Annotated in this window: 18 protein-coding genes; 14 read left to right on the top strand and 4 right to left on the bottom strand. The window is 41.9% G+C overall.

Features of this window, described 5'->3' with window-relative positions:
* Positions 1–9 precede the first annotated feature (9 nt).
* Both NRIC_RS11865 and NRIC_RS19865 read left to right on the top strand, forming a co-directional pair.
* Positions 10–198: a hypothetical protein gene (locus NRIC_RS11865; protein WP_146622918.1), complete on the top strand. Its 189-nt coding sequence runs from the start codon at positions 10–12 to the stop codon at positions 196–198.
* Between the two features lie 360 nt (positions 199–558).
* Positions 559–666, top strand: coding sequence for a hypothetical protein (locus tag NRIC_RS19865; protein ID WP_373862078.1), 108 nt, complete (start codon positions 559–561; stop codon positions 664–666).
* Positions 667–911: 245 nt separating this feature from the next.
* On the opposite strand, the gene NRIC_RS11870 is transcribed toward NRIC_RS19865, so the two are convergent.
* From NRIC_RS11870 to NRIC_RS11880, 3 genes are read right to left on the bottom strand one after another with little or no spacing between them, the layout of a single operon-like run.
* Entirely contained in the window at positions 912–2,825 is a 1,914-nt protein-coding gene (locus NRIC_RS11870) for a PTS fructose transporter subunit IIABC (protein WP_146622919.1), read from the bottom strand.
* Between the two features lie 12 nt (positions 2,826–2,837).
* Positions 2,838–3,752: a 1-phosphofructokinase gene (gene pfkB / locus NRIC_RS11875; RefSeq protein ID WP_146622920.1), complete on the bottom strand. Its 915-nt coding sequence runs from the start codon at positions 3,750–3,752 to the stop codon at positions 2,838–2,840.
* Entirely contained in the window at positions 3,749–4,501 is a 753-nt protein-coding gene (locus tag NRIC_RS11880; protein ID WP_146622921.1) for a DeoR/GlpR family DNA-binding transcription regulator, read from the bottom strand. The genes pfkB and NRIC_RS11880 overlap by 4 nt, the downstream gene beginning before the upstream one ends.
* A 160-nt stretch (positions 4,502–4,661) precedes the next feature.
* On the opposite strand from NRIC_RS11880, the gene NRIC_RS11885 reads away from it, so the two are divergent.
* Positions 4,662–6,122, top strand: coding sequence for an alpha-amylase (locus NRIC_RS11885; RefSeq protein WP_146622922.1), 1,461 nt, complete (start codon positions 4,662–4,664; stop codon positions 6,120–6,122).
* 69 nt (positions 6,123–6,191) lie between these two features.
* On the opposite strand, the gene NRIC_RS11890 is transcribed toward NRIC_RS11885, so the two are convergent.
* Complete coding sequence (locus NRIC_RS11890; RefSeq protein WP_146622923.1) at positions 6,192–7,736, bottom strand: ClC family H(+)/Cl(-) exchange transporter; 1,545 nt, start codon at positions 7,734–7,736, stop codon at positions 6,192–6,194.
* A 161-nt stretch (positions 7,737–7,897) separates the two neighbouring features.
* Between NRIC_RS11890 and pcrA the strand changes: the two genes are divergently transcribed.
* The 11 genes from pcrA to NRIC_RS11940 all read left to right on the top strand — a co-directional run bounded on the left by pcrA (position 7,898) and on the right by NRIC_RS11940 (position 20,131).
* Complete coding sequence (gene pcrA, locus NRIC_RS11895) at positions 7,898–10,126, top strand: DNA helicase PcrA (RefSeq protein ID WP_146622924.1); 2,229 nt, start codon at positions 7,898–7,900, stop codon at positions 10,124–10,126.
* 15 nt (positions 10,127–10,141) lie between these two features.
* A complete protein-coding gene (ligA, locus tag NRIC_RS11900) occupies positions 10,142–12,175 on the top strand; it encodes an NAD-dependent DNA ligase LigA (protein WP_146622925.1) in 2,034 nt (677 codons plus the stop codon).
* 186 nt (positions 12,176–12,361) lie between these two features.
* Positions 12,362–12,667 carry an Asp-tRNA(Asn)/Glu-tRNA(Gln) amidotransferase subunit GatC gene (gatC, locus tag NRIC_RS11905; RefSeq protein WP_146622926.1) on the top strand — a complete coding sequence of 102 codons (306 nt, stop codon included), beginning with the start codon at positions 12,362–12,364 and terminating at the stop codon, positions 12,665–12,667.
* Positions 12,667–14,136, top strand: a complete 1,470-nt coding sequence (gene gatA / locus NRIC_RS11910; protein WP_146622927.1) for an Asp-tRNA(Asn)/Glu-tRNA(Gln) amidotransferase subunit GatA — start codon at positions 12,667–12,669, stop codon at positions 14,134–14,136. Before gatC ends, gatA begins: the two co-directional genes overlap by 1 nt.
* Entirely contained in the window at positions 14,136–15,566 is a 1,431-nt protein-coding gene (gene gatB, locus NRIC_RS11915) for an Asp-tRNA(Asn)/Glu-tRNA(Gln) amidotransferase subunit GatB (protein WP_146622928.1), read from the top strand. The genes gatA and gatB overlap by 1 nt, the downstream gene beginning before the upstream one ends.
* 13 nt (positions 15,567–15,579) lie before the next feature.
* Positions 15,580–16,593, top strand: a complete 1,014-nt coding sequence (locus NRIC_RS11920) for a diacylglycerol kinase (RefSeq protein WP_146622929.1) — start codon at positions 15,580–15,582, stop codon at positions 16,591–16,593.
* A 112-nt stretch (positions 16,594–16,705) separates the two neighbouring features.
* The gene (gene rlmD, locus NRIC_RS11925) at positions 16,706–18,073 is read left to right on the top strand and encodes a 23S rRNA (uracil(1939)-C(5))-methyltransferase RlmD (protein WP_146622930.1); all 1,368 of its coding nucleotides are present in this window, start codon (positions 16,706–16,708) and stop codon (positions 18,071–18,073) included.
* A complete protein-coding gene (locus tag NRIC_RS19710; RefSeq protein WP_265416113.1) occupies positions 18,073–18,204 on the top strand; it encodes a hypothetical protein in 132 nt (43 codons plus the stop codon). The genes rlmD and NRIC_RS19710 overlap by 1 nt, the downstream gene beginning before the upstream one ends.
* A gap of 164 nt (positions 18,205–18,368) precedes the next feature.
* Positions 18,369–18,782, top strand: coding sequence for a hypothetical protein (locus tag NRIC_RS11930; protein WP_146622931.1), 414 nt, complete (start codon positions 18,369–18,371; stop codon positions 18,780–18,782).
* Positions 18,783–18,835: 53 nt separating this feature from the next.
* Positions 18,836–19,504, top strand: a complete 669-nt coding sequence (locus tag NRIC_RS11935) for a 2,3-bisphosphoglycerate-dependent phosphoglycerate mutase (protein ID WP_146622932.1) — start codon at positions 18,836–18,838, stop codon at positions 19,502–19,504.
* A gap of 240 nt (positions 19,505–19,744) precedes the next feature.
* The gene (locus NRIC_RS11940) at positions 19,745–20,131 is read left to right on the top strand and encodes a DUF1149 family protein (protein WP_146622933.1); all 387 of its coding nucleotides are present in this window, start codon (positions 19,745–19,747) and stop codon (positions 20,129–20,131) included.
* Positions 20,132–20,243: the final 112 nt, after the last annotated feature.

The following is a 20,243-nucleotide window of genomic DNA, read 5'->3' on the forward strand; positions in this document are numbered from 1 at the left end:
GAGAACCGTATGAATCATTATGTAAAATGGATAGGAAGTTTAGCGACCATTGCTATTGCCTCATTGGCATTATTACCGTTATTTGATGGAAATATGCCAGTTGTTCTATCGCTCCTTGTGTTAGGAGCAGCTGCTTTGTTGTTTAGACCTCAACCACAGGTTGTGCGAGCGAAAAGTAAATACGATCGTAGAAATTAAGATTGATTTCCCTCAACGATTGAACGGTTGAGGGATTTTTATATACATCCATCGAAAAATTCTAAGAGGATACCCGTCAAAAAAAAGCGACTCAGTTTAAAGGATTTAAATGCAGCAATCTTAAAAGGATCGAAGCACCAACGCATTCTACTGGATTTGATTTAAAATCTGTACATGCCATTGCTCACAAGAAATCTTGTAGACACCACAAAAAATGTCGCGGCACACATGATTGATCCGATGGAAGATTTCTATGTTGAGACGCTTCAATGGTATTCAGAAAATAGTGTGAAAATTTTTGATGTTTTTGCCAATTCACAACGAGGATTTTTTTATGTAAGCTAGGAAGGGTCGTAGGGGATCGTTAAAGTACTTTTGTTGCGTGCTGCTGGGGTTTTCGATGCAGATATCATTGCTGATTATCCGATTACCAATACATCTTTGAATTCGAACCCAGTTTTTGAGTAGAAACTCAAAAACTATGACTCGGATAAGATTTTTTTGCCAGAATACATCCAAAAAGTGCTAACGGATTTATTGAATTATTAGGGTTCAGCGGAAAATTCGTTACTTCATTTCGAATTGACCGAATCAGCATTGAATCAAGTTCGATACCAAGTAGTTGCTGAGGCATTGGTACGGATAGTAAAGTAGAGCGTTACAACAGAAAAGCGGCTCGTTCACCTTGAAGATGAACAAGCCGCTTTTTTAATTTAAGCTTCAACCGGTTTTTTGACCATTCCATAAATGACACCAGAAATGATTGCACCGATAATAATAAAAATTAAGTACATTACTGGGTTGCTTACCAAAAGTGCAACGAAAACTCCGCCATGGGGAGCCAAAAGCTTGATGCTAAATGCTCCTACCAAACCGCCTGCAACTGCGGAACCAACCACAAAGCTTGGAATAACACGAATTGGATCTGCTGCCGCAAAAGGAATCGCGCCCTCCGTAACAAAGGATAATCCCATGACGATATTTGTAAGGCCAGCATCCACTTGGCTCTTCTCAAATTTGTTTTTAAACAAACGTGTAGCAATGAAAATAGCTAGTGGAGGAACCATCCCGCCGGCCATGACTGCTGCCATGACGATCGAACCACCTGTTGAGACAGTAGTTGCCAAGGTTGCAGTACCAAAAACATAAGCTGCTTTGTTGATTGGGCCACCTAAGTCGACTGCCATCATACCACCTAACAGTGCACCTAAAAGGATCGCATTTGAGCCACCTAGACCAGTCAAGAAACCATTTAGACCATCATTGATTGCTTTCATCGGAATGTTCACCAGCAGCATCAAGAAACCAGTAATCATAAGACCGAAGAAAGGATAAAATAAAATTGACTTAATTCCCTCCAGTGATTTTGGCAGACCGCTGAAAATCTTACGTAAGAAGACGATCACGTAACCAGCTAAGAAACCGCCGATCAATGCACCTAAGAATCCAGCGCCGCCCGCATTCGCTAAGGTACCTGCAGCAAAACCAGCAATCAATCCAGGACGATCGGAAATACTAGAAGCGATAAACCCAGCTAGTACTGGAAGCATGAAACCAAATGCGGCTCCTCCGATTTGATTGAACATGCTGGCAACTTGATTATAGTTCCCTAAATTCGCCAATTCGGAGTTAGGAACCCCCATGAATTGATCGATCATGAAGGAGAGTGCGATCATGATCCCACCGCCAATAACGAATGGAAGCATGTGAGAAACACCATTCATCAAATCTTTGTAGATCGTTTGGCCAACTGAGGAACTGTCATTTGCTTCACCTTCAGAAGCACTGGAACCATCACCATGAAAAACAGGTGCTTTCCCGCTAAGCGCCATGTCGATCAACTCTTCAGGCTTTCTGATTCCGTCACTAACAGGACGATTGACTAAATTTTTACCATCAAAACGATTCATTTCAACTTTTTTATCTGCTGCAACGATCACACCGTCTGCACGGGCGATTTCTTCAGCTGTTAGACGGTGTTTAACACCTTCCGTACCGTTCGTTTCAACTTTGATATCTACGCCCATTTCTTTGGCTTTTTTCTTTAGAGCATCTTCCGCCATGTACGTGTGGGCAATTCCTGTAGGGCAAGCAGTTACCGCAACGATATAACGACGATTAAAGTCTTTTACTTCCTCTTCAGCGGCTTCTTGTTTTTCTGCTTCCGCCTTTGCTTTTTCTGCGGAATCGAATAACTCTTGCACTTGGTCTGGCGTGTTTGCTTGTTTTAACTGTGCCACGAAATTCGGATCAACCAGCAAACGAGACAATGCAGCCAATGCCTGCAAGTGAGTGTCATTTGCACCTTCTGGCGCTGCAATCATGAAAAATAGATAGGTTGGTTGCCCGTCCAATGCCTCGTAGTCGACGCCTTTGCTGCTTTTAGCGAACAAAACAGTCGCTTCTTTCACTGCGCTGTTTTTAGCATGCGGCATGGCAATTCCATCTCCCAAACCTGTAGATGTTTGGGCTTCACGATTTAAGATACCTTCCTTATAGATAGCAATATCGCTGATGCGGCCAGCATCAAACATTTTCTGAACCATTTCGTCGATGGCTGCCTTCTTATCAGTGGCTTGCAGGTCCATAATCATGGCATCTTTAATCAATAAATCCTTAATATTCATAAATAATTCCTCCTAATCAATCTTGGTAATTTCAACTTCGGGCAACAGCGTATCAATAAAAGCCTTGGTAGCCAGGTCATCAGAGAAGGTGGTTGCACTCCCGCAAGCAACGCCCCATTTAAATGCTTCAACGGGATCATTTGATTTACTGAAGTTCCCAACAAAACCAGCAATCATAGAGTCTCCGGCACCCACAGAATTCTTAACAGGATGTTTTAGTACGTTAGATTGGTAAATCCCATCACTCGTGAACAATAAGGCACCGTCTCCAGCCATCGATACTAAAGCAAATCGTGCCCCATCATCCAGTAATTTTTTTCCATATGGAAAGATGTCTTCCACATTTTGAAAACTGGTATTGTAAAGTTCAGCCAATTCATGGTTGTTCGGTTTGACCAATAATGGATTCTTTGGCAAGGCATTTAATAAATCGGCCCCTGTTGTATCAATAACAAATGATGCATTTTTAGAACGGATGATCTCAATTAATTCTTGATAAAACCCGTCTGGGATACTTGCAGGCTTACTTCCAGACAAAACAACAACGTCTTCAGCTGAAATGGTCGACAGTTTTTCCTTCAAGGCATTCATTTCGTCTATCGAGATTACAGGCCCCTGACCATTGATCTCTGTTTCTTCTGCAGCCTTCAATTTGATATTGATCCGTGTATCATCGTTGACTGATGTAAAATCGGAAAAAATGGTCTCTTTTTTCAGCCAGTCTTCGATGAAGTGACCAGTGAAACCTCCTAGAAAGCCTAAAGCAGTAGATGCGCTGCCAATGCGCTGCAGAATTCGTGATACATTGATTCCCTTTCCGCCAGGTAGTTTCAAATCACTTTTCATGCGATTAATGTCTCCGATGGCTAATTGATCCACATGAACAATGTAGTCGATCGAAGGGTTTAGTGTGACTGTATAAATCATACAGTGACCTCCTTAAGTGTTGTCAGCTCTTTTATTCGATCATAAATGATCATCGGACATTTATCTGTCAGGATCGTAGCAGCTTCCAGTGGGGCAACGCGCGAAAAACTGACTTGATTGAATTTTGAATAATCGATCAATACAAACGATTCCTGAGCATGGTCCATGGCTATTCGTTTTAAAGCGGCTTCTTCAGTATCAGGTGTAGTAAACCCATGTTCGAGATGTGCGCCGTTCATTCCCATAAAAGCTTTATTGAAACGATAATTTGATAATTGCTCGATGGCTTGATTTCCGATCACAGCATCTGTCGATAATTTGATGCGTCCACCTAAAACGATTGTAGGAATCTCCTGTTCCACCAGCTTTGCTGCTAAACCAACTGAATTTGTTACCACAGTCATTATTTTCCCCTTCAAGAAAGGAATCATTTCTAGCGTTGTCGAACCAGCATCTAAATAAATGACATCTCCTTCAACAATGTAATCAGCAGCCATTTTGGCAATTGCCTGTTTTTGATGAACGTTTTTGGACGATTTCTCTACCATCCCTAATTCTTTTTCAAGATATTGGGGACGCTGGGCTCCTCCGTGAACCCTCTCCAACAAGCCAGCTTTTTCCAGTTCATGTAAATCCCTGCGTATCGTTGATTCAGAGGCATCCAATAAGGTGATAAGATCCTGTGATTTCACAATAGAGTGTTGGTCTAATAACTCAATAATTTGTTTCCGGCGCTCTTCTGTAAGCATTTTCAACCCTCCCTCACCGAACATATTATCACAATACAATTTGGAAATCAACCAAAAACAGTCAAAAACGTTCGGAAACGTTTAACTGATGCAATCAGAGCCTTTTCTTCGCGATTTTGTCATTTCAATGTAAAATAAAAATAAAAAGTGAGGCGTATGTATGAGGAATGAAATGATCGTGCAAGGATTTGAATGGGATTTGCCAGCGGATAGTCAGCATTGGAATCGCATTGCTGAAAAGAGTCATGAACTTAATCGATTAGGGGTCACAGCGGTATGGCTGCCGCCAGCTTACAAAGGGGCGGCAGGTGTAGAAGATGTAGGGTATGGCACCTATGATCTATATGATTTAGGAGAATTTGACCAAAAGAACACGGTCGCAACCAAGTATGGAACAAAGGATGAGTACCTAGCCTGCATCAAAGCTTTGAAGGCACAGGGCATAAAAGTTTATGCGGACATTGTTTTTGACCATTTTATGGGTGCAGATGAGAAAGAAAGCGTCCAAGCTGTCGCATATCGTTTCGATGATCGGACCCAACCGATTTCCGATGAGAAAGAGATCAACGCATGGACAAAATTCACATTTCCCGGTAGAAAAGGAGCGTACAATGATTATCATTGGCATTGGGAAAACTTTTCCGGTGTTGATTATGATGCACGCAACAGAGACCATGCCATTTTTAATTTTGCTGGAAAGGGTTGGGAGCCGCAAGTTGATGATGAAAACGGCAATTTCGATTATCTTATGGGGTGCAACCTAGACATGGAGAACCCTGAGACAGTTGAACAATTGGATCGATGGGGAAAGTGGTACCAAGAATTGACTGAAATCGACGGGTATCGATTGGACGCAGTAAAACACATTCGTTTTGATTTATTCGTAGATTGGCTGCTGCACCGTCGTGAGGAAAAGTATGATGAACTATTTGTGGTGGGAGAATACTGGAGCGATGAATTAGAAAAATTGCATGAATACCTTGATTCTTCTGGCAATCTTATTTCGCTGTTCGATGTTCCACTGCACTTTAATTTGTATCAGGCTTCAAATTCGATGGGAAATTTCGATATGCGTCAAATTTTTACGGATACTTTAATCGAAACACGGCCAGATTGGGCAGTGACATTTGTTGACAATCATGACACTCAAAAAGGTCAGAGTTTAGAATCTTGGATCGAAGGCTGGTTCAAAGGTCATGCATACTCTTTGATTCTGCTGCGTAACCAAGGAACACCTGTAGTTTTTTGGGGCGATCTGTACGGCACAAAGGATGTGGAGCCTGTGGGACCGATTCTTACGACGATGATGCGACTGCGCGACCAGCTGGTTTTTGGCAGCATGGCAGACTACTTTGATGATGCAAATATTGTAGGTTGGACCTGTACAGGAGATTTTGAGCAAGCGCATTCTGGGATGGCTGTTGTTATGACTAATGCTGGCGGCGGCGAAAAAGAAATGACGATCAGTGCTATCCATCAAGGAGAAACTTTTGTCGATGTCTTGGGAAATAATGAGGTTAAAGTCGTGCTGGACAAGAATGGGCAAGGGGTCTTTCCAGTCAATGATGGGCAGGTTTCTGTCTACGTCAATGAAAAGCTGGCGAAAAAAATAAATCAATAAGAAAAAGCTTTTCACTTCTCCACTCTTTAGATACTCGTAAGGGTGTGATGAAGTGAAAGGCTTTTTTGTTCAAATATATGTTTGGGAAGCTGCTCGAATATGTTGTTTTATTTGTTTTGCATGCTGTGCATCTGTCAAAATAATCAACTGATCTCCTGCACGCATCACTGTGTCGCCATGTGTCAATATTTCAGAGGATCCTCGACGAATTGAGATCAGCAGCATCTCCTTGGGCCAATAAACATCCCTCACCATTCTTCCATCTAAAGCACTTTCAACTGTTACGGGGTATTCAATGATCGTTTTAGACCCATCGATTGAATTTATTGGGTGCTTGATCAAGCGTTCTAACAGTGATTCGTAAATAGGATCGCCGCCCAGAAAATCATTAACAATGTAAGCGGTCAAGGAGCACACGGCAAGCGGCATCAAATGCATGAAACTGCCTACCATTTCAGAGACCAAAATGATGGCTGTTAAAGGAGCCTTTCCAATTGCTGTAAAGTAAGCTGCCATTGAAAATACAACGAAATCGCGAATGAATTGACTGTCCATTCCAAATTGACTGTGCAGCAAGGTTCCGTAAAGCCCTCCGAGTAATGCGCCTAATGTCAAAATAGGTAAAAAGATTCCTCCTGGCAGATTGCCGCCGTAAGAAATCATTGAAAAAACGAAGCGCAAGAAAAACAGACCAATTAAAAATAGGATAGAAAAATGCTGATATGTAAAGGCTAAAATCAATTGATTGCCTCCGCCCAAACTGCTGGGAAAATAGTACCCGATCGGCACGATCAATAAAAAAGGAATAACCCCGTAGAAATAATTAGGCAATCGAGTCCACCGAAACAGTTTCGGCAAAGCGAGTAAGCTATGTTGATAGAGATACCCACAAATGCCTAATAAAACGCCTAGAAGGACCAAGTGTCCATACAATCGCAATGGCAGTTGAGGAATCTTACCAAGATAAAGAACTGGTTTTAACCCAAAGAAGTTTAAAGATACAAAATTTGCAGTCAGTGCTGCGGCTAACGATGTCAGCCAGATAAGTGGAGAAAATGTATGGTGGATTTCTTCGATGACGAACAGCAAACCGGCGATCGGAGCGTTAAATGCCGCCGCTAAACCAGCCGCCGCACCGCTAGACATAAAAATCTTTTTTTCAGAAGTCGTGGCTTGTGTTTTTATACTAAACCCTTTTCCAATCATCGCTCCCAACTGGATGGAAGGTCCCTCACGCCCTAGAAAGAGTCCTGCTCCTACTGATAACACGCCTCCTAAGAACTTTTTCCATAACACAGAGGACCAGTTTTGCTGCAAGACACCTTGAAGTTCCCCTTCGATCTGTGGAATCCCGCTTCCCTTGATGTCTGCCTCAGAGCGAATCAGCAAAGAGATACTCCAAGCAATCAGAAGCATGAAAAAAATCCACGGAATTAATATAATCGGGTGTGGATGTGCAGATGTATAGATGATCTTAGTATAATGAAGCGCGTTTTCAATCAGAAATCGAAACAAACTGATGCAAAAGCCAGCTAATCCGCCAATAAGGATTCCTTTCCCTATAAACAATAATTTCGTATGATCTAAACGTTTGATTTCATGCGTGTGATCCATCGAATGACCTCCAATAAAATACTTAAATAATGTAACGCTGTTTATTCAGAAAGACAAGTAAACGTACAGAGAATTTTACTGTTTTTTTAATGGCTGCCGGTATCACGAAAGTGGGAGGAATGCTATAATAGATAGGATTGAAAACAGAAAGGACGTTTTGCATGCAGAAACAAGAGTTGTTGGCAGGGCTCAATCCTAGGCAAAAAGAAGCAGTCTTACATACAGAAGGGCCTCTTTTGATTATGGCCGGTGCAGGCAGCGGAAAGACGAGAGTGTTGACGCATCGGATTGCATATTTAATAGAAGAAAAAGAGGTGAATCCGTGGAATATTTTGGCGATCACCTTTACAAATAAAGCTGCGCGAGAGATGAAAGAAAGGGTCAATCGTATTCTGGGACAAGGCGGCGAAGATGTCTGGGTTTCGACTTTCCACTCGATGTGCGTCCGAATGCTGCGTCGAGATGTCGATAAAATCGGCTACGACCGCAATTTCACAATTTTAGACGGGTCGGATCAGCTAACATTGATGAAACGGGTGTTAAAAGAACTAAACATCGACCCTAAAAAATACGATCCCCGCTCAATCTTAGGAGCGATCAGCAACGCGAAAAACGAACTTCAAACTCCTGAAAAATACAGCCAAATACAGGGCTCCTTTTTTGAAGAAATCGTGGGTAAATGCTACGAAAATTATCAGCGAGCATTGCGGAATAATCAAAGTATGGATTTTGATGATTTGATTATGAATACGATCCGTCTTTTTGAAGAAGAACCAGATGTATTAACCTACTATCAACATAAGTTCCGATATTTGCACGTAGACGAATACCAAGATACTAACCATGCACAATATACATTGGTGAACATGCTTGCAGCTCGTTTTCGTAATTTATGTGTCGTCGGTGACGCAGACCAAAGTATCTATGGCTGGCGTGGGGCAGATATGCAAAATATTTTGGATTTTGAAAAAGATTACCCCAATGCTTCCGTGATTCTTTTAGAGCAGAATTACCGTTCTACTAAAAAAATTCTTGAAGCGGCGAACCAAGTGATTCAAAACAATAGCAATCGTCGCAAAAAGGATTTATGGACTGACAATCAAGATGGCGACAGTATCACTTACTATCGTGCAGATAGTGAACGTGATGAAGCACAGTTTGTGATCAGTCGAATCAAAGAAGAAGTCCAAACCAATCAACGAAGCTACAACGATTTTGCTGTGCTTTACCGAACAAACGCACAGTCACGTACGATCGAAGACACCTTAGTCAAATCAAATATTCCGTACACGATGGTCGGCGGACACAAGTTTTATGATCGAAAAGAAATCAAAGATATCATTGCTTACTTGAATATTATCAACAATCCTCGAGACGGTGTCAGCTTTGAGCGGGTCATTAATACACCAAAACGCGGCATAGGTGCTGCTTCAGTTGAAAAATTGCGAGCTTTTGCTGCCATGCATGACTGGTCAATGGTTGAGGCGGCTCAAAATGTAGACTTAGCCAATATCTCTGGCAAGGCTGGCCGTATGATCGCCGAATTTGGCACTATGATCGCTCAATTTCAGGAAATGATGATCTATTTGCCAGTCACGGAATTGGTCGATCAAATTTTGGAACGCAGCGGTTACTCGGCAGATTTAAAAAATCAGCGGAACCTAGAAGCAGAGTCGCGACTTGAAAACTTGGAAGAATTTCGGACAGTTACTCAAGAATTTGACAAACGCTATGCGGAGCAAGAGGAGGACTCGCCAGAAGAAAAACTGGCAGTTTTTCTAAATGATCTAGCCTTAGTATCTGACTTAGATGATTATCAGGAAAACAGCGCACAAGTCACTTTAATGACATTGCACGCAGCAAAAGGGCTAGAGTTTCCGATCGTCTTTTTGATTGGCATGGAAGAAAACCTGTTTCCGCTCTCTCGATCTTTGATGGAAGAAAAGGAATTAGAAGAAGAACGACGATTGGCTTATGTCGGAATCACTCGTGCAGAAGAATCGTTGTATCTAACAAACGCTTTTTCACGAACCCTTTATGGCCGGACTCAATACAATCAGCCGTCACGTTTCGTTGCGGAAATTGATGAATCTCTTTTAAAAACAGAAGGGATTCAGCCGCAAAAATCTGTATCCGATCTTTTTACAACAAGACCAGTTAAACAGGCACGTTACCAGCATGCCATGCGCGAGCCCTTTACCGGAAAAACGGCTTCCGGAGGAGAAAAGGAAGATTGGACTACTGGAGACAAGGTCAAGCATAAAAAATGGGGCACAGGGACAGTCGTTAAAGTCTCTGGCAGTGCGAATGATATTGAATTGGATATTGCATTTCCGCAGCAAGGGGTAAAAAGACTTTTAGCCGCTTTCGCGCCGATCGAAAAAATTTAGAAGGGGGTTCACCAGATGGAGCAGCTTTCTTTTCAAGATGCACAGCAAATGGCGGAAGCCTTACGTGTTGAATTGAATCAATATGCAGTGGAGTATTATGTAAATGATCAGCCTTCTGTAGAAGATTATGTATACGATAAAAAATACCAGAAGTTAGTAGAGTTGGAAACTGAATTTCCTGATTTGATCACTTCTGATTCCCCGACTCAGCGTGTAGGCGGAAAAGTATTGGAAGGCTTTGAAAAAGTGGTGCACGATACACCGCTTTATAGTCTAAATGATGTCTTTAACAAGGAAGAATTGTTTGCTTTTGATGAGCGAGTAAAAAAAGCAGTAGGTAAAGCAGTCTCCTATTGCTGTGAGTTGAAAATCGATGGATTATCTATTTCATTGAAATATCAAGAGGGTCTCTTTGTTCAAGGAGCAACTCGTGGTGATGGAAGTGTTGGCGAAAACATTACAGAGAATTTAAAGACGGTAAAGTCGATTCCATTACGTCTAAGTGAACCGTTGTCGATCGAAGTTCGAGGCGAATGTTATATGCCGAAATCTTCTTTTGTCAAATTGAATGAACAAAGAGAAGAGAATGGAAAAGAGGTGTTTGCCAACCCTCGTAATGCAGCAGCTGGCAGTTTGCGGCAGTTGGATTCAAAAATCACCGCGCACAGAAATTTGAGTACCTTCTTATATACGCTGGCTGACTTTGGTCCTTTAGAAGCTACTACTCAAGATCAAACACTGGATGAGTTGTCTCGTTTAGGTTTTCGTACCAATCAGGAGTGGAAATTGTGCAATACTATTGACGAGGTATGGGAATATATCGAGTCTTTTCATGAAAAAAGAAGTCAATTGCCTTATGAAATCGATGGTATCGTGGTCAAGGTCAACGATTTTTCTCTTCAAGATCAGTTAGGCTTCACTGTCAAAGCACCTAGGTGGGCAGCTGCCTATAAGTTTCCACCAGAAGAAGCAGAGACCGTGATCGAGGACATCGAATGGACGGTTGGACGTACAGGAGTGATCACTCCGACAGCTATCATGACCCCCGTTCGCGTAGCTGGAACGACAGTAAGTCGGGCTAGTCTTCACAATAATGATTATATCGAGAAGAAAGACATTCGACTCAAAGATTCGGTATTGATCTATAAAGCCGGGGATATTATTCCAGAAGTGGCGCAAGTGATTCTAGAAAAACGTCCAAATGACAGTGAGCCCTATCAAGCACCTACGCATTGTCCCATTTGCGGTAGTGAATTGGTTCATTTGGATGAAGAGGTGGCTTTACGATGTATCAATCCCAAATGTCCAGCCCAAATCAAGGAAGGCCTAAATCATTTTGTTTCTCGAAATGCGATGAACATCGACGGATTGGGACCACGTGTATTAGCACAAATGTATGATAAACACTTGGTCGGTGATGTTGCAGATCTTTATGCACTTGAGAAGGAACAATTATTGACCCTAGAAAAGATCAAAGATAAATCTGCTGAAAACATTTTGCAAGCAATTGCGGCCAGCCGAGATAATTCTGTGGAACGCTTGATTTTCGGATTGGGTATTCGACACGTCGGTTCAAAAGCTGCCAAGATTCTTGCAGAACATTTTGGCAGCCTTGAAGGACTAAGTCAGGCAACCAAAGATGAGATTGTTGCACTGAACACCATGGGAGAAACGATTGCTGACAGTGTAGTGACTTACTTTGAGAACGAAGAGGTTCATGAATTGATGCGGGAGCTGGCTGAACGCGGTGTCAATCTTATCTACAAAGGCCTTCGAACCAATCAATTGGATGAAGTAGAATCCCCGTTCAAGGAAAAAACCGTAGTGTTAACAGGGAAACTACGGCAATACACCAGGGAAGATGCCAAGGAAAAAATCGAGAACTTGGGCGGAAAAGTTACTGGCAGCGTCTCTAAAAAAACAGATATCGTAGTGGCTGGAGAAGATGCAGGGAGTAAGTTGACCAAGGCGCAAGGACTTGGGATCGAGATATGGGATGAGACACAAATGATACAAGCCATTGAAGACAGCAATGCTGAGGGGTCTTAAAATCAAAACAATAGTTGACGAGTTCAGCGAAAAACGAGTATCATAGACAAGCATATGTCTCTCTAGTGTTTTGCACGAAAATGCCGTAATTTCATTGGAAAATTTCTGGAAAATACGTGATTTCGAAAAGAGATATGATAAAATGATGGAAAATTGACAGAATTGTCGATAGAAAGTAGGGATAATATGGCAATCAGTGAAGAACAAGTAAAGCATGTCGCAAAACTTGCAAAACTTTCTTTCTCTGAAAACGAATTGAGCGGTTTTACCGATCAACTTGGGAAAATTATTGATATGGTCGAACAATTGAGCGAAGTGGACACAGAAGGAGTTCCCTTCACTTCCAACGTGATCGAAACTGTCAATGTGATGCGTGAAGACGTGGCTGCTGAAGGTTGGCCGCGCGAAGAACTGATGAAGAATGTTCCTGAGAGTGAAGATGGCTTCATTAAAGTTCCTGCAATTATTGACAATGGAGAGGCGGGTGCGTAATGGAAAGACTTTTCGACAAAACGATTGAAGAATTACACAATCTACTTGTTTCTAAAGAAATCACGGCATCTGATTTGACCAATGAAACCTTTAGACGAATCGAAGAGACCGAATCACAAGTGGAAGCTTTTATTACTTTAAATAAGGAAAATGCGCTAGCTGCAGCGAAAGCTATCGATGAAAAGGGCATCACTACGTCAAATCCGCTAGCAGGAATTCCAATCGGTATAAAAGACAATATCGTCACCAAAGGCCTGTTGACGACAGCGGCATCAAAAATCCTATCAAACTTTTATCCGATCTATGACGCTTCTGTCATGGAAAAAGTTTACAGCTCTGACATGATTACTGTAGGCAAACTGAACATGGATGAATTTGCTATGGGAGGTTCAACCGAAACTTCTTATTATAAGAAAACCAAAAATGCTTGGGATCAGACGAAAGTTCCGGGCGGGTCTTCAGGTGGTTCAGCAGCAGCAGTAGCGGCTGGACAAGTCCCTGTTTCGTTAGGTAGTGATACGGGCGGCAGTATTCGCCAACCAGCCGCATTTAATGGGGTTGTCGGAATGAAACCTACTTATGGACGTATTTCTCGCTTTGGATTGATTGCCTTTGCTTCCTCGCTTGATCAAATCGGTCCATTCACTCGGACAGTCAAAGACAATGCGTTGGCTTTAAGTGCAGTCAGTGGATATGACGAAAAAGATGGGACCTCTGCTGGAGTAGAAGTTCCAGATTTCGCCGCAGGACTGAATGGAGACATCAAAGGAATGAAAATCGCCTTGCCAAAGGAATATTTAGGTGAAGGTGTTGATGCTGGTGTGAAAGCGGCCATTTTGAAAGCAGTAGACACATTCAAGGCATTAGGTGCTAGTGTAGAAGAAGTCAGCTTGCCGCACTCAAAATATGGAGTCCAAGTTTATTATATTATCGCTTCCTCTGAAGCAAGCTCTAACCTGCAGCGCTTTGATGGCATTCGTTATGGCTTCCGTTCAGAAAAGGTTCAAAGCTTGGAAGATGTATATGTAAATACTCGTTCTGAAGGCTTTGGTGAAGAAGTGAAGCGCCGGATTATGTTGGGAACTTTCTCTTTATCTGCCGGCTATTATGATGCTTACTTTAAGAAGGCTGGCCAAGTCCGAACCCTGATCATGCAAGATTTCCAAAAGGTTTTTGCCGATTATGACCTGATCATCGGACCAACATCACCGACCGTTGCTTATGGGATCGGAGAAAATATCAATGACCCAATCACAATGTATCAAAGCGATATTTTGACAATACCAGTCAATCTTGCTGGGTTACCGGGGATGTCGATTCCTGCCGGATTGTCTGAGGGTCTACCAGTGGGTCTGCAGTTGATCGGAAACCATTTTGATGAAGCAACGATGTACAAAGCAGCGTATGCTTTTGAACAAGCCACAGATCATCATAAGTTGAAACCAGTGATTTTAGGGGGGAGTAAATAATGAATTTAGAAACAGTCATCGGTCTGGAAGTCCATGTGGAGCTTAAGACCAACTCTAAAATCTTTTCGCCTGCGCCAGCTCACTTTGGTGCAGAGCCAAACACGAATACAAACATTATTGACTGGGGATATCCTGGCGTGCTACCTGTTATGAACAAATCAGCCATCGAGTTTGGCATGAAAGCAGCGTTGGCTTTAAACTGTCAAGTCTCAAAAAACATGCATTTTGACCGAAAAAACTATTTCTATCCTGACAATCCGAAAGCTTATCAAATCTCTCAATTTGATGAACCAATCGGTCATGATGGATGGATCGAGATCGATGTAAACGGAAAGAAAAAAACGATTCGCATTGAACGCGTTCACTTAGAAGAGGACGCTGGAAAAAACATGCACGGAATCGGCGGATATTCTTATGTGGACTTAAATCGTCAGGGAACACCTTTGATCGAGATCGTTTCTGAAGCAGATATGCGTTCACCAGATGAAGCGTATGCCTATTTAGAAGCTTTGCGTTCGATCATTCAATTTACCAGTGTCAGCGATGTGAAAATGGAAGAAGGCTCTATGCGCTGTGATGCCAATATTTCTTTGCGCCCATATGGTCAGGAAGAATTTGGCACTAAGACAGAATTGAAAAACTTAAACTCTATGAGCTTTGTTCGTAAAGGTCTGGTGTATGAAGTACAACGCCAAACAAAGGTATTGTTATCTGGCGGAACGATCCAGCAGGAAACGCGTCGTTACGATGAATCTACGAATAAAACAACATTGATGCGCGTCAAGGAAGGCTCAAGCGATTACCGCTATTTCCCAGAACCAGACATCCCTCGCTTTGTTATCGACGATGAATGGATCGAACGCATGCGTGCTGAATTGCCTGAACTTCCAGCTTCTAGAAGAGAGCGGTATGTTCAGGAGCTGGGGCTTCCTGAATATGATTCGACGGTGCTGACGATGAGTTTAGGAATGTCGGACTTCTTTGAAGAGACCCTACAACAAGGAGCGGATCCAAAGCAAGCTTCCAACTGGTTGATGGGCGAAGTTTCTGCCTACTTAAACAGCGAGAAACTTGAACTGTCTGAGACAAAATTGACACCAGAAAATCTTGCAGGAATGATCAAGTTGATTCACGATGGAACGATCAGCTCTAAAATTGCAAAAAAGGTCTTCCGTGAATTGATCGAACATGGTGGAGATGCGAAGAAGGTCGTCGAAGCAAAAGGCTTAGTTCAATTGTCTGATCCAGCACAACTGCTTCCGATCATCAATGATGTTTTAGATAACAATCAGCAATCTGTAGATGATTTTAAAAACGGAAAAGACCGTGCGGTCGGTTTCTTAGTGGGTCAAATCATGAAAGCAACAAAAGGAAAAGCCAATCCTGGTGTGGTGAACAAACTGCTGCAAGAGGAATTAGCGAAACGCTAGAAGGAGCTCTACTGTGAAGAAAGCACGTTTAATCTACAACCCGGTATCTGGTAAAGAAATCATGCGTAATAATTTAGCAGATATCTTGGATACCGTTGAAAAAGCAGGATATGAAACCAGTGCCTTTGCCACTACTCCAGAACCAGACTCTGCAAAAAAAGAGGCATACCGGGCAGCCGAAGCAGGGTTTGACTTAGTTATCGCAGCAGGCGGAGATGGAACGATCAACGAGGTCGTTAATGGGATTGCGCCATTACCAACAAGACCCAAAATGGCGATTATCCCTGCTGGAACAACCAATGACTATGCTCGAGCGCTTAAAATTCCCAGAAACAATGTGAAAGCAGCAGCTGAGGTTCTTTTAAAGCAGCAGACTGTCAAGATGGATATTGGAAAGGCACACGAAAATTACTTTATCAATATTGCAGCAGGCGGCTATCTGACTGAATTGACTTATGAGGTACCATCGGAATTGAAGAGTATTTTTGGATATTTGGCCTACTTAGCCAAGGGAGCAGAGATGCTCCCCCGGATTAAACCAATCAAAATGCGCTTGAAATACGAAGGAGGAGAATATGAAGGCAATGCCTCCATGTTTTTCTTAGGTCTAACTAATTCGATTGGCGGCTTTGAAACAATCGCACCGGATGCCATGCTGGACGATGGGAAATTTTCATTGATTGTGGTAAAAACCGCCAATTTGTTTGAGATCGTTCGTTTGATCACTTTAGTGTTAAATGGCGGCAAGCACGTCAATGATCCGAAAGTGTTGTATGTCAAGACTAACTTTTTAGAGGCCTCAAGATTAGATGGCAACCAGCGGATGATGATCAATTTAGATGGCGAATACGGCGGGGATGCGCCGATGCGTTTTGAAAATCTACATCAGCATATCGAGTTTTTTGCAAATACAGATGAAATTTCGAATGATGCGATACTGGGCATCGAACTGGAAGAAAAAGAAGCTGGTGCTGAGTTAGTTAAGGAATACAAAAAGCTGGAAGAAAAAGAAGAGTATGAAGAATAGTGAAAGGTATCCTCGTTTTCAATGAGGATACCTTTTAAGTTGTCATTAGAAGTGTTGCTTTTTCCTTGGTTATTCATTACACTAAGCAAAGCACTTCCTTAAGGAGGAAATAATGGAAACTGTAGAAAAAAATCAAGAATACACTGTTATGATCGATGATTTGACGCATGAAGGATTAGGAGTCGCTCACATCGATCGATTTCCAATATTTATTGAGAATGCTTTGCCCGAGGAAAAAGTCGATATCGTAGTCGTTAAAACCGGAAAGAAATTTGCATACGGTAAAGTGTTGAATCGAGTAACAAACAGCCAGCACCGTGTTCCAATAAAGGATATGGATCTGTTGAGGAGCGGTATTGCCCCTCTTAGTCATATGGATTACGGATACCAACTCGCTTTTAAACAGGAGCAGGTACAACGAGTAATGACTAAAATTGCTCATCTTCCAGAGGTTCCAGTACTGCCTGTTTTAGGAATGGATGAACCTTATGGCTATCGGAATAAAGCACAGATTCCCGTTAGAAAACTCAACGATGAACTTTCTACTGGATTTTATCGTAAAAATTCGCATCAACTATTGCCGATCGAAGATTATTTTATTCAGGATCCAGTGATTGATCAAGCAATTTTAGTCGTTCGTGATATTCTTCGTCGTTTCAAGGTCAAACCATACAATGAAGAAGAAAATACTGGTTTTTTACGACATCTCGTGATTCGAAGAGGTTATTATTCTCATGAGATGATGGTGATCCTGGTAACACGTACAGCTAAATTTTTCCAAGCTTCTCGTATTGCTGAAGCAATCCAGAAAGCATTGCCTGAGGTTGTTTCAGTAGTGCAAAACGTCAATAGCGAGAAAACGAATGTCATTATGGGAAATGAAAATAGCTTGCTTGCCGGCAAGGAGTCGATTAACGATCAACTCTTAGGAAGAACTTACCGGATCTCACCTCAATCTTTTTATCAAGTGAATACTCGACAGGCGGAGGTCTTGTATCAAACAGCTATCGATTTCGCAGAATTAAAACCGGACGATATCGTGATTGATGCGTATTGCGGAATCGGAACGATCGGATTGTCGTTTGCAGATCGAGTCAAGCATGTTTATGGGGTGGAAGTTGTCCCTGAAGCAATTGAGGATGCACAAGCTAACGCACGAACAAACCAGCAGAACAACGTGACTTATCAGGTTGGCAAAGCCGAAAAAGTGATGAAGCAATGGGCTCAATTGGAAATCAAGCCTAGCGTGATCTTTGTCGATCCTCCAAGAAAAGGGTTGGCGGAGGATTTCATCCAGGTATCTGCTGAACTAGGACCAGATCGGATCATTTACATTTCTTGCAACCCTGCAACTTTGGCTAGAGATTTGGAACGCTATGAGAAGTTGGGGTACCATCCGGAGAAAGTCCAGCCAGTAGATTTATTCCCGCAAACTTACCATATCGAAGCAGTCGTAGCACTAAAAAAGGTGGAACAATAATGAATGCAAAAGAAAAAATGATGGAATTAATCAAACAAAAAAAGTCCGGTGGAGGCAGAACAAAACAGTTTGAATCGCCAAAAAACGATCGAAAAAACATGCGCAAGGGTCCTAAGATTTACAATAAGTAATGATCGATTCTTGTGGCTATTGTGTGGTGATTTAGTATCTCTTGTTCTCCATTACCAGTTCCATTGGTGATCGCCTAGAACGAAAAGAAAGGGCAGTTAATCGGTACTAGAAATAGTCCACGAGTACAAGTCACTTTAATCCATAATCAAAAAAGGAGGACCAAATGCAAGGAATTTGGATGCAGCGGTTACTAAAGCTTTATCAAAAATATACTCATTTTATGCGGGGACGATACGGAAGAATCGATGCACTGAACAAGGGGCTGCTCATCGCAAGCTTCATCCTTTCATTGATTAGCCCTTGGATACCTTTTGCAATTGGCACTCTTCTTGCATTGCTCTTCCTAGGAACAGCAATGTACCGAGTGTTATCAAAACGCATCTATCCACGAAGCAATGAAAATCAAAAATTTTTAGCAATTCTCTCGAAAATAAAACAGAGAAATTTTAAAATTGATCGGACGTATCGTCACTTTAAATGTCCTTCGTGTTATCAGAAGATGCGAGCACCTCGCGGAAAAGGTAAGATCAAAGTAACGTGTAAAAATTGTCATACTCAATTTATCAAGAAGGTCTAGTTTGGATAACTAGGCCTTCTTTGGTATGCTGATACACAAAGAGGGTGGAAAAGATGACATTGATTTTGATTCGTCACGGAGAAAGTGAAGCAAATTTTGCCAACTATTGGACTGGTTGGTTGGACGTGGACTTGACTTCAAAAGGAATCGAGCAGGCTCAGGAGGCCGGAAAAAAATTAACTGATGCGGGAATAGTGATCGATGCCGCTTTTGAGTCTGTTTTAAAACGTTCGATCAAGACCGCGCAAATCGTTTTAGAACAAAACAGATGTTTATTTGTTCCAGAGATCAAATCATGGCGATTGAATGAACGTCACTATGGGGCTTTGATCGGGGAAAACAAGGATCAAATGGCGGCGAAATTTGGAGAAGCGCAAGTCCAAAAATGGCGGCGAAATTTTGAAGAAATCCCTCCTTTAATCAAGGAGAATATAGATGATAGACGCTATAAAGCATTGGATCCTAGATTGATTCCGCAAAGCGAAAGTCTTAGGATGACGTCTGAACGTGTCCTTCCACTTTGGCAGGACCGCATATGGCCTCTTTTAAAAGAAGGGAAGACTGTTTTAGTATGCGGACACGGAAACAGTTTGCGCGTGTTGATCCAATATTTAGAATCGATACCCAAGGATGAAGTTGATAGCATCATGGTTCCGAATGCTGCACCGCTCCTTTATCAATTCGATTCATTTGGTCAGATCAGCAATAAAAAGATTCTTTGACCCTGTATTTAAAAATAGTTAATAAAAAATGATGCGAAAATAGGATTATTTGATAACTCTTCTTTCTTGAAAAGAACGATTGCATAATGAATAGTGAAAATTTTAAGGATATAGCTTATTTATCTGAAATGAAGGATTTATTTCACGTGATAAACGGTTATCTAAGCCATTGTTTGCAAGGAAGAATAGCACTTACTTCCTAATCAGAATGTGCTATAATTCATTCGAGGAGGTGCATAAATGGACGTACAAAGAGACAAAGAGATCGTGGAAGCATTTAATTACGGTCTTCCGCCAAAGGATCAAGAAGTGAAACAACGGATAAAGATCAATTTTAGTCCTTTAGAATCGACCGATCCGAATTATCCGAAAGAAAATAGCATTATGGGGGTTCGTTTTGAATTTGTTTTACCTTTTCAAGAGTTTGTTATCGGTGGGACTGTATCTCAAGTCAATCATATCATCAATCGACAGGTGAAAGGGAATCAGGATATAACTGAACCCGAGGCAAACCAATTGGTGTCCCCTTTGTTCCAACTTGTACAACGGATGGTCTACGAGATGACCGAAATCGCAACAGACCAGCCAGGAATAAAAATTAATTTTTCTTCTTCAAAGGAAAGCTGATTCCAGCCTTCTCTTGAAGTTTTTTTATTTGTGCAAATTAAAGGACATACTACAGATTTTACGATATAATATGACAGTCACTAAAAAGCATGAGCGTCGCGCACTTTATTTT

Source organism: Enterococcus florum (assembly GCF_004309355.1).
Taxonomy (GTDB): Bacteria; Bacillota; Bacilli; order Lactobacillales; family Enterococcaceae; genus Enterococcus_A; species Enterococcus_A florum.